Annotated in this window: 12 protein-coding genes; 3 read left to right on the top strand and 9 right to left on the bottom strand. The window is 64.1% G+C overall.

Annotated features, from left to right (window positions below; genetic code table 11):
* Together QOD90_RS16270 and QOD90_RS16265 are read right to left on the bottom strand one after the other, a co-directional pair.
* Positions 1-2,940: UPF0182 family membrane protein (locus tag QOD90_RS16270; RefSeq protein ID WP_526351475.1), on the bottom strand; the 2,940-nt coding region annotated here is incomplete at its 3' end.
* 74 nt (positions 2,941-3,014) lie between these two features.
* Positions 3,015-4,037 (bottom strand): YlbL family protein, encoded by a 1,023-nt coding sequence (locus tag QOD90_RS16265; protein WP_526351479.1) that lies wholly within the window; start codon positions 4,035-4,037, stop codon positions 3,015-3,017.
* Between the two features lie 101 nt (positions 4,038-4,138).
* Between QOD90_RS16265 and QOD90_RS16260 the strand changes: the two genes are divergently transcribed.
* Entirely contained in the window at positions 4,139-5,503 is a 1,365-nt protein-coding gene (locus QOD90_RS16260; protein WP_526351473.1) for a zinc-dependent metalloprotease, read from the top strand.
* A gap of 35 nt (positions 5,504-5,538) precedes the next feature.
* A complete protein-coding gene (locus tag QOD90_RS16255) occupies positions 5,539-6,381 on the top strand; it encodes a bacteriocin biosynthesis cyclodehydratase domain-containing protein (RefSeq protein ID WP_526351471.1) in 843 nt (280 codons plus the stop codon).
* On the opposite strand, the gene QOD90_RS16250 is transcribed toward QOD90_RS16255, so the two are convergent.
* The 3 genes from QOD90_RS16250 to rpmG are packed head-to-tail and all read right to left on the bottom strand — an operon-like array spanning position 6,360 to position 6,925.
* On the bottom strand, positions 6,360-6,614 hold the full coding sequence (locus tag QOD90_RS16250) for a hypothetical protein (protein WP_526351469.1): 255 nt from the start codon (positions 6,612-6,614) through the stop codon (positions 6,360-6,362). The genes QOD90_RS16255 and QOD90_RS16250 overlap by 22 nt on opposite strands.
* Positions 6,611-6,781 carry a hypothetical protein gene (locus QOD90_RS16245; RefSeq protein WP_526351467.1) on the bottom strand — a complete coding sequence of 57 codons (171 nt, stop codon included), beginning with the start codon at positions 6,779-6,781 and terminating at the stop codon, positions 6,611-6,613. The genes QOD90_RS16250 and QOD90_RS16245 overlap by 4 nt, the downstream gene beginning before the upstream one ends.
* 12 nt (positions 6,782-6,793) lie before the next feature.
* Positions 6,794-6,925: a 50S ribosomal protein L33 gene (gene rpmG, locus QOD90_RS16240; RefSeq protein WP_526351477.1), complete on the bottom strand. Its 132-nt coding sequence runs from the start codon at positions 6,923-6,925 to the stop codon at positions 6,794-6,796.
* 174 nt (positions 6,926-7,099) lie between these two features.
* Between rpmG and QOD90_RS16235 the strand changes: the two genes are divergently transcribed.
* Entirely contained in the window at positions 7,100-7,675 is a 576-nt protein-coding gene (locus QOD90_RS16235) for a nuclear transport factor 2 family protein (RefSeq protein ID WP_526351465.1), read from the top strand.
* Between the two features lie 7 nt (positions 7,676-7,682).
* Here QOD90_RS16235 and QOD90_RS16230 read toward each other — a convergent pair whose 3' ends face one another.
* From QOD90_RS16230 to QOD90_RS16215, 4 genes are all read right to left on the bottom strand, one after another.
* Positions 7,683-8,099, bottom strand: a complete 417-nt coding sequence (locus QOD90_RS16230) for a hypothetical protein (protein WP_526351464.1) — start codon at positions 8,097-8,099, stop codon at positions 7,683-7,685.
* A gap of 68 nt (positions 8,100-8,167) precedes the next feature.
* Positions 8,168-8,563: a hypothetical protein gene (locus QOD90_RS16225; protein WP_526351462.1), complete on the bottom strand. Its 396-nt coding sequence runs from the start codon at positions 8,561-8,563 to the stop codon at positions 8,168-8,170.
* A gap of 998 nt (positions 8,564-9,561) precedes the next feature.
* On the bottom strand, positions 9,562-10,152 hold the full coding sequence (locus tag QOD90_RS16220; protein ID WP_526351460.1) for a hypothetical protein: 591 nt from the start codon (positions 10,150-10,152) through the stop codon (positions 9,562-9,564).
* Between the two features lie 164 nt (positions 10,153-10,316).
* The coding region (locus QOD90_RS16215; RefSeq protein WP_526351458.1) for a hypothetical protein at positions 10,317-10,825 on the bottom strand (509 nt) is incomplete at its 5' end.

Here is a 10,825-nt window from a genome sequence, read left to right as displayed (position 1 = left end):
GAAGTTGCCGGTCTGCTGCGCCTCCTGCATCGCGTCCAGAGCGGTCTGAACCCCTTGCAGTGCGGCAGCTTTCGCCGCGGTCAGCTGAGTCACCGCACCGGGAACCGCCACCGGGACGGGCACCTCGGGAGCACGCCCCTGCTGGTTGGCCGGCGGGGTGGCCGGGGGTTGGCCCGGCTGCGGGTTCGCCGCGGGTGGTTGACCGCTCGGCAGATCCGTCGGTGCGGGGCCGGTCGCCGTCGCTCCCGCGCCGGCGCCGAACAACTCGTCCAGCGCGTCGCTGACCCTCGGACCGTAACCGACCATGTCGTTGTACATCATCGCCCCCCGAATCAGGCGCGGATACGACGACGCCGCATCGCTGGCGCCAGGCGACGCATAGACCGGCGCCACGTACAGCAATCCGCCCTGCGCCACCGGCAGCGTCAACAGATTGCCCCAGCGGATGCGGTTCTGGTTGTCGCGCCCGATGACGCCGAGGTCCTGACTGACCGCGGTGTCGGTGCTGATCGCGTTGAACGCCAGCTTGGGCCCGTTCACCTGACCCGGAATGGTCAGCACGGTGATCTTGCCGTACGTCGCCGGATCGGAACTCGCGCTGATGTACGCCGCAAGGAAGTCACGACGGAATCTGTTCATCGCACTGGTCAGCTGGAACGACGCCGAACTGTCGTTGGACGCAATGTCCTTCGCCACGATGTAGTACGGCGGCTGGAAACTGCTGGCCGTCGGGTTCGGGTCCAACGGCACGTCCCAGAAGTCCGACGTCGAGAAGAACGTCACCGGATCGTTGACGTGATACTTCGCCAGCAGCGCGCGCTGCACCTTGAACAGGTCCTCGGGGTAGCGCAGGTGCTCCTGCAACTCGGGCGAGATGTCGGACTTCGGCTTGACCGTGCCGGGGAACACCGACTCCCACGCCTTGAGCACCGGATCGGTCTCGTCCTGCGCATACAACGTGACGGTGCCGTCGTAGGCGTCGACGGTCGCCTTCACCGAGTTGCGGATGTAGGACACCTGCTTGTCAAGGGCCAACCGATTCAGCGCCACCTCTGTCGAGTCGGCGGTCGCCGATGAGAGCGACGTCAACTCCGAGTACGGGTAGTTGTCCAGCGTCGTGTAACCGTCGACGATCCAGACCATCCGCTTGTTCACGATCGCGGGGTAAACGCTGGTGTCGGTGGTCAGCCACGGGGCGACCGCCTCGACGCGCTGCGCCGGGTCACGGTTGAACAGGATCCGGCTGTTGTCGCCGATCACGTTCGAGAACAAGAAGTTTCGTTCGGCATATTTCGCCGCGAACACGCTTCGCGACAGCCAGTTCCCCACCGGCACGCCGCCGGTCCCGCCGTACGTGTAGTTCTTCGTGTCGGTATTGGTCTCGTAGTCGTACTCGCGATCCGTGCCGTTCCTGCCCACGATCGCGTAGTCCTCGGCCGTGTTGGCGATGATCGGGCCGTAGTAGATGCGCGGCTGATCCAGCGGTGCGGGTCCGGGCGACACCACACTGCCGTTGGCCCCCACCACGCTGGCCAGGAACTCGGGGTAGCCGCCGTTCTGGTTCGGGTCGTTCGCGACGCCGCGCACCGTATTGGCCGGCGACGCGATGAAGCCGTTGCCGTGGGTGTACACCGTGTGCCGGTTGATCCAGTCCCGCTGATTCTCGATCAGTCGGTCGGGGTTGAGTTCCCTTGCCGCGACGACGTAATCGCGCAGATTGCCGTCGGCGCCGTTGTATCGATCGATCGACAGTTGGTCGGGGAAGGAGTAGAAGTTCTTGCCCTGCTGGAACTGAGTGAACGCGGGGCTGACGATGGTGGGGTCCAACAGCCGGATGTTCGACGTCGTCGCCCGGTCAGAGGCCACCTGCTGTGCGGTCGTCGCGGCGTCGCCGCTGTAATCGCGATACGTGACCGACTGGTCGGTGAGCCCGTAGGCCTGTCTCGTCGCGGTGATGCTGCGACTGATGTATTCGCTTTCCTTCTGCGCGGCATTGGGTTTGACGCTGAACTGCTCGACGATCAGCGGCCAACCCGCGCCGACGATCAGCGAGCTCAGCAGCAACAGCACCACGCCGATGGCAGGGATGCGCAAATCGCGGAGTACGACGGCGGAGAACACCGCGACCGCACAGATCAGGGCGATCGCCAGAAGGATCAGCTTGGCGGGCAGGACCGCGTTGATGTCGGTGTAGCCGGCGCCGGTGAACGGCTTGCCGCCGCGCGTGTGACTGAGCAGCTCGTAACGGTCCAGCCAGTAGGCGAACGCCTTGAGCAGCACCAGCGTGCCGACCAGGGTGACGAGTTGAATGCGTGCCGAGCGGCTCACCGCACCCGTCCGCCCCGCCAGTCGGATACCACCGAATAGGTAGTGGCCCAGCAGATTTGCCACCAGCGCGAGGAACGTCGCGACGAACAAGAAGTTCAGCACCAACCGGTAGAACGGTAGGTCGAACGCATAGAAACCGAGGTCCATGCCGAACTGGGGATCGGCGACGCCGAAGGTACCGCCGTGCAGGAACAGCTGCACCTGGATCCAGTATGTCTGGCCAACGAGGCCCGCGAGCAATCCGATGAACACTGGCAGGCCGATGCCGAAGAGCCGTAGTCGCGCCATCACCGAGGTGCGGTAGCGCGCCACCGGGTCGTTGGGACCCGTAGCGGGGACGAACACCGGACGGTTTCGGTAGGCCAACGCCATCCCGGCGAACACCACCCCGCCGATGAGTACCGCCGCCACCAGGAACACGACCAGCCGGGTGACCAGGGTCGTGGTGAACACCGACCGATATCCGAGTTCACCGAACCACAGCCAGTCGACGTAGGCATCGATCAGCCGCGGTCCGATCAGCAGCAGTAGGACGACCGCAAGTGCGATCCCAATCAGAATCCGGCTACGTCGAGTCAACTTCGGCATTCGTGCCGCGGGCCGCATCCCCACTCGTCAACTCCAGTCGGTCATCACGCCGCGATTCGACGTGCCATAACTCTACGCATCCGCCCCAAAGGGACTTCTCAGCAATGGGGAGGTTCGCCACCGGCGGAATAGGTCTTCAAGGCGTCGATGGCGCCGGTGAGGTTCTCGACCTTGATCAACTGCAGTCCGTCCTCGTGGGCCGAATTGGCCTCGTCGCAGTTGTCCGCGGGGACCATGAACACCGTCGCGCCCGCTTCCTTCGCGGCGTAGATCTTGTGGGTGATGCCGCCGATCGGGCCGACCTTGCCGTCGCCGGTGATCGTCCCGGTGCCCGCCACGAACTTGCCACCGTTGAGGTCGCCGGTCGTCAGCTTGTCCACCACCGCCAGGCTGAACATCAAGCCTGCCGATGGGCCGCCGATGTTGGCGAGGTTGAAGTCGATGGTGAAGGGCGCCCATGGCGCGTCGAGCACGCCGACCCCGAGGAAGCCGTAGTCCCGGTCGGCGTTCTTGCCCAGCGTGATCGTCGTCGTGCCGAGGGAGCCGTCCTTGCGCCGATAGTCGATCACCAGATCGTCGCCGGGTTTGGTGGCCTTCAGGATGGCCGTGAACTCGTCGAGGGTGGCCACCGGCTTGTCATTGACCAGATCGATGGCATCGCCATCCTTCAGCTTTCCCGCCGACGGCCCCGGATCGGTGACGTTCTGGACGGTGACGGCCTGGGGATACTTGAGGTAGCCCAGCGCCGCGTACTCCGCACTGTCCTCGGACTGCTTGAAGTCGGTGGTGTTCTCCTTGTCGATGTCGTCCTTCGACTTCTCCGGCGGGTAGACCAGGTCACGGGGAACGAGTTGTTCAGTGCCCGACATCCACAACCGCAACGCCTGGCCAAGGGTGAGACCGTCGCTCTGGCTGACGGTCGTCATATTGAGATTGCCCGACGTGGGATGGACCTCGGTGCCCTTGATGTCGACGACCTGTTTTCCCTCGACCTCGCCGAGGGTGTTGAACGTCGGACCTGGACCGAGACCCACGAACGGCACCGTCACCACGGACAGCAGCAGACCGAAGGCAACGATCGGGACCAGCGCCACCACCAGCGTCAACACGCGTCTGTTCAATCCAGCCATCACGGTGCCCACATTAGGGCCAGCCAATCGGTTCACTCTCAGCGTGACCCGCGAACCCGCGAACAGGCGCTCGGGTGAGTACCGTGGATGCCATGTCTGACCTGCCTTTCGGCTTCTCCTCGGGAGACGACCCCGAACGAGACGACCGCAAGAAGGACCCGAGCAAGGGGTCGCCATCGGATCCGTTCGGACTCGGCGGCGGCGACTTCGACATGAACAACCTCGGCCAGATCTTCTCCAAGCTCGGCGAGATGTTCAGTGGGGCAGGCACCTCGATGGCGGGCGGGGCACAGGGCGGGGCCGTCAACTACGACCTTGCTCGCCAGCTGGCGTCCAGCTCGATCGGGTTCGTCAAACCGGTGCCCGAACAGACCAGTGCGGCGATCGCCGACGCAGTGCGCCTGGCCGACACGTGGCTCGACGGCGTCACTCCCCTGCCCTCTGGCACGACGACCTCCGTGGCGTGGACGCCCAGCGAGTGGGTCGACAACACGCTCGCCACCTGGAAGCGGCTCTGTGACCCGGTGGCCGAACAGATGTCGACGGTGTGGGCCTCGGCCCTGCCCGAGGAAGCCAAGGCCATGGCGGGGCCGCTACTGGCCATGATGACGCAGATGGGCGGCATGGCCTTCGGCTCACAACTCGGCCAGGCCCTCGGCACGCTGTCGCGAGAAGTGTTGACCTCCACCGACATCGGACTACCGCTTGGCCCCAAGGGCGTGGCAGCCCTGATGCCAGAGGCCATCGAGTCCCTGGCCGAGGGGCTCGAGCAGCCGCGCAGCGAGATCATGATGTTCCTCGCCGCGCGAGAAGCCGCCCACCACCGCCTGTTCAGTCACGTGCCGTGGCTGTCGACCCAGCTGCTCAACGCCGTCGAGGCCTTCGCCCGCGGCATGAAGGTCGACATGAGCGGCATCGAGGACTTCGCGCAGGGGTTCAACCCCGCGTCGCTCACCGACCCGACGGCGATGGAGCAACTGCTCAATCAGGGCATCTTCGAGCCCAAGTCGACACCCGAACAGATCGCCGCGCTCGAACGCCTCGAGACGTTGCTGGCCCTCATCGAGGGCTGGGTGCAGACCGTCGTGTCCGATGCGCTCGGCGACCGGATCCCGGGAACCTCCGCGCTCAGTGAGACGCTGCGCCGCCGACGCGCCACGGGCGGCCCAGCCGAGCAGACGTTCGCCACACTGGTCGGCCTGGAACTGCGGCCCCGCAAGCTGCGGGAAGCCGCCGTGCTGTGGGAGCGGCTGACCGAAGCGGTCGGCGCGGACGCCCGCGACGGCGTCTGGCAGCACCCCGATCTGCTGCCCGGCGCGGAGGATCTCGACGAACCCGCGGGCTTCATCGACCGCGTCATGGGCGGCGACACCAGTGGCATCGACCAGGCGCTCGCCGATCTCGAGAAGGACTTCAACGACGAGAAGGGCCCCGACGCAGGCCCTGTGGATAACTAAAACGCGCCACCGGCCTCCCGTGGCACAGTCGGCGCATGTCGAGCCACACGCTCAACCCGGCCATGCCGGTGCTCGTCAGGCCCGATGGCGTCGTGCAGGTGGGTTGGGACCCGCGGCGCGCGATGCTCGTCGAGCCGCCCGACGGATTGTCGGCCGCCGCCCTCGCCGATCTGCTGCGCGCCATGCAGTCCGGGGTGACGGCAACCGAACTGCGAGCGCTGGCCGTGAACCGCGGTGTCGTCGACGCCTCGGCGATGACGGATTTGGTGACCTCCCTCGTCGAGGGCGGCCTGGCGACTGCCACGCCTCCCCACACCCGGTCGGCCTCCATCCGCATCCACGGCCGCGGTCCCTTGTCGGATCTGCTCGCGAGCGCCCTGCGGTGTTCGGGCGCACGGGTCAGGCAGAGCAGGTTGAACCACGCGGGCGTCACGCCGGGGACGACGGACCTCGTCGTGCTGTCGGACTTCCTGATCGCCGATCCCCACTTGCTGCGGGACCTGCACCTGGCGCGGATACCGCATCTGCCGGTGCGCGTACGGGACGGGACGGGACTGGTCGGCCCGTTGGTGATCCCCGGCGTCACCAGTTGTCTTGGCTGCGCCGACCTGTATCGCAGCGACCGTGACGCGGCATGGCCCGCCGTGGCCGCCCAGTTGCGCGACGCGGTCGGTAGCGCAGACCGGGCCACCATGCTCGGCACCGCCGCACTGGCTTTGAGCCAGGTCGACCGCGTCATCCGGGCCGTCCACGAGTCCGATGACCCGCGCAGTGCGGGCGATCCACCGCCCACCCTCGACACCACCCTGGAGTTCGACGTCCGCACCGGTTCGACGACCAGCCGCCGGTGGTCGCGTCACCCGCGGTGCGAGTGCTGAGCCCTCCGCTGCTTCGCCATGGCGAAGGTCCTGATGATATCGGCGAACCGTTTGACGTCCGGGATGTGCTTGGCCGCAATGAAATTACCGACGGACCCCCAGCGCGCTCCACCGCCGTGGTCGGCGGTTCGCGTGAGCTTCAGCTCGCACACCGGCTCGTCGAACACGTGGGAGGCTGCCACACCGTCTGCCGCGATGTCGACCTGAATGGGCCTGCCGTCGACACGGATCACCGAGATCGTCCGCCGCCCTTGCTGACCCGGATCCTCCCGATCTCGGCGTCGCCGCCGGCTCCGATCTGGATGACGTCGCGGTGCAGCGGCACGCTGAGTTCGACGGTCCCGCAGTTCATCTCGTCGAGTCGGTCGGAGCGGAACGTCCGCGATTCGATCCCCACCATTTGGCGACAAAATCACCGCTCCTCGCAGAAGTCGACGTGACGGCGGAGCACCGGGTCGTACTTCCTGAGCACCAACCGGACGGGATCGTTGCGCCGATTCTTGCGGGTGACGTAGGTGAACCCGGTCCCCGCGGTCGAACGCAGGAGGCGGTACGCCGTAACCGTATCCGGCGACGCCGAACTGCGGCGGATCACTGCCGCCAAATACGCCGCGCCTGACCTTGCCAAAAAACGCGTAATCGCCTAGCGTTCAACATGACTCAGCAATCACAGCGTGAGCTGCTCGAGATAGGCCATCGACCGCTTCCCGGTGCTGCCATGAGGCGAGGCCTAGCACTTCGCACCGCGCGGCACTCGATGCTCAACGCGATCGGGTTGCGCAGACGCCGCCGTTCGGAGGTCGTCTACGAAGACGCCGTGCAGCTGGCGGACGGAAGGATGACAGTGGACGATCACGAAGAGATCCGGCAGCTGATTGCGTTGCACGCTCAGTTCCTTGACGAGCGCCGATGGACCGACCTTGCGGGATTGTTCTGCAGCGACGGTGTGCTGCCGTGGGCGGGTCAAACGTTTCGCGGGCGACAGGCGATCATCGACGGGCTACCTGCAACTCAACCCGCCACTCCACACGGGATCAAACATTTCGTCTTCGCGCCGGTAATCGAGATACACGACGATGAGGCCAGAGCTTGGAGCGACGTCATCGTGTCCTTGGTGCCTCAGGACGGGCCAGCCGAGATGTCCTTCGTGGGGCGATATCACGATCACCTGCGGCGCGAGGAGGGTCGCTGGCTTTTGTCCGAGCACATCACGGTCAGGACTGGGGAAGCACTACCCGACGGCGAACGTCTGCCTACGGCGCTCGGCGGGGGCGCGCCAGGCGTAGACGGGTAAGCCTCCGTTAGCCATCAGATTTGAACGGCGTACTGCCGTAACAGGATGCATTTCCCACGTCGAGAGTGCTTTCGCAGATGATCTTCCCGCGAAGGTAGATTCGCACCGTGACCCAATGGTTGGGCCTGGCCTCCGGGCATAAAGCACGCCCATCACATACGCGGGGGCGCCAGTCGGCACGAACTTCTGCGCCGTCGGTTGATGGGGTGCGGGCGTCGGGCACCGTCACGTCCATTCGCCATGGCAGCGGTACTGCGTAGAGCATCTTTCGCTCAGAGAAGTCGAAGTACTCGATATTCGCCGCCGCGACGTCGTTCGAGACGATCTCGTAGGTGACGTTGTCCGCGGCGCGAGCGGCTGGGGGCGCCCAGATCGACGAAACGCCGATGACGCATGCGATCATCACGAGCTGGAAACGAATCATTGGGGCCCTTCCCAAGGCAGTGTGGAGCGGCACGTGAACGGGCTGCTGTTACGAGGCGAGAAATACCGTCAGGCTCCAGCGAGCAGATAGACGATGAGTATGTTGTCGGTCGCCTCGTTTGTTCGTACGTCTATCCCCAAGTCGGTGAACGAACAATTCGGGATTGCCGCGTGACCCTCCAAAATTGCACCCTTTATGGAGAGAGATTCATCGCTCAGAGCACCCTGAAGTAGTGCTGCCTTGGAGCCGCCGTAGCCGAGATCCTTGAGTCCGGGCATCGGGTCGGTTATCGGCTGGTAGGTCGAAAGATGGTCGATGTAGTCATCGGTCGACTGATTGACGATCCCGGCTGCCTTCTCGAGGATCGGGTCGTAGTTGAATGGCTGGCATGACGTCCCCCCGCGCGCATTCACGATCGCATCTCGTACGTTGGTCAACAAATCCGCGTGCGCGGAAGGCGTCACTACCATTCCACCGCTGAAGACCAACGCGCACGCCACTACCGAGCGCGCCGGTGTCTTCCAACCTCGGCGGGCCGAGCTGCCCTCGCACTCTGCAGGTGAATTCCTTGGCATTTAAACTCCTTTCGAAGACCAACTACGCGCTTCCGAGCCGTCGAAGCCTTGCGCGAGCCACTAACGGGAATTGGCGACGTCGCGGCCCACCGACGGCGCGCCCTGCGTCAACACGAGCCGTAACTGAGGCACACGCGCGTGGCCCTCTCGTCGTAACCCTTGAACCACGTTTCCGTCGCCGTCATCAAGAATTTGAACTCGCCGTGCCCGCAATAGACGCTGCTATCCGGCTTAACGACGCACGTCGTTGAGTTGTAACTGACGTAACTGCGCGGGAGGAGTGTCTCAACGGCTTGGCCTGCGGGAAACTGAATGGCCGCGGTCCAGCCGTGGTGAACGGACCGATTTCCGTTGAACCACGCGATGTGATTGCTCCCCGGGGGGGCACCCGGGATGTCTCCGGTGCAACCAAAGCTTCCTCTGTCCCATATCCCGCAATTGAGTCCGCTAGGCGACAAGAACCACACGCCTGGGCGATCAGCGAGGAACAAGCGGTCGGGCTCGACTTCGTCGTACCAGGCAAAGACATGTGCCATGTCGGGGAATGGGTCCGTGACGGCAGCATCGCCAGCCGGTTCCGCGTGCGCAGTCGCCACGATGGTGAATACCAGCATGATTGCCGAGGTCACCACCGCCCACCACTTCCATACGAACACGTGACGGGTGGCACCCTCGTCCCCCGGACAGTCCTCGAGCTGCGAACGGCAACGACGTCGGCCCATCACACTCACCAATTCTCTTTTCATTCCGATATGACACTCAGTAGGCCCGGTGCCGCCAACTCGTTGAAGATCTTCGCGAACCCATCAATCGGGGCCGATCACTGCATCCGAACTCTCTGCCCGTTACCGACGATGACTGCGCATCACGACCGCTTGAATGAGCTCCTAATCGCACACATTCGAACGATGAATTCTGCTGCCCCACCGCAACACCCGCTGAACCGACGGAACGGTGAACCAGTCGGGCTGATGACTCTTGATGCCCGCATTGACGTTGGACAGGTGCTGCCACAGCAGGTAGAAACTCTCACCTTCATAGATCGGAAAGTAGACGTCTCCAGAGTGGTTGATCGACTGAGTAAGTGCCTGAGCGCGGGGGGCAAGAAAATCTACCGACTGATCGATGTTGGTCGTCACTATGTCAGCCTGTTGCTGAAGGTCGCCGATGCTGTAATCCCAGTCGGAACCGATACCCGAGATCACCCCGGGCCCATTGGGTGTGATTCGATTGAATTGGAACCTATTGATCTGGCGCATCAACTCGCTATATTGAGCATTGAACCATTGACACATCTCCCGCTCGGCGTTGATATCAGCGTCGGTAACGCTATTCCTCGTCTGGTCGTAGGGAAATGGATATTTCGGCTGCCAACCCGACGCCGCTGGGGTGATGACTGGCAGCGGCACGGGGGGGCGCGCGTAATCGGACGGATCGGCTCGCGAACTGGGCCCGACCGCCACTGACAGCCCGGACACGACAACGAAGAACCACGTGAACCAGGCGACACGGCGACCATGGCGGCTCGCCTTCCTCTGGCCACGCGGCGCGGCAGACCCATTCGCGTGGCGAAGGGTTTGGCAGCCGCCACCTACGCCTGGCCGCATAACTCGATTCATGATCAATCGCCTCTTCGAGAGTTCTACTTCTGCCCTAGCGTGTCGCCCACACCGCCGACATCGGTAATTTGCCAATCCTTTGTGCTATCGACTGTGACGCTGTAGGTGGCGGTCGACTGCAGTGGCTCCGTGGCCTGAGCGGTTTTGGTGAGAACGCTGACGAACGCATCGACGACATAGGCTCCCCCGGCGACGGACCGAACCTTCGCTGCCAACGGCTGAGCGGTTGAATTCCATTGCAGTGGTACCAAGATCTGTTCCATCGACGTGGCAGCGTGGGACAACTTGTCCTTCAGTTCAGGACTGGTGCCGGCGACGAGTCTCTCCTTCCAGGCGTTGAGGTTCTGGTAGTTCATTGCTGCCGCTTCTCCCGCGTATTGCAGCGCTACCTTCTCGGCGTGGACGTTGTCTTCGGATTGACGGGCCTTCTGCTCGAGTTGGCCGCGCGCTCCAATGTAGAACCAGGACAGCACGCCGACTGCACCGACGAGGATGACGATCACCACGGCGGTCACCGCGCTGCGGAGAGAGA

Origin of the sequence: Mycobacterium sp. (assembly GCF_032161845.1) — a bacterium.
Taxonomy (GTDB): Bacteria; Actinomycetota; Actinomycetes; order Mycobacteriales; family Mycobacteriaceae; genus Mycobacterium.
This window is presented reverse-complemented; position numbering and strand designations above follow the sequence as displayed.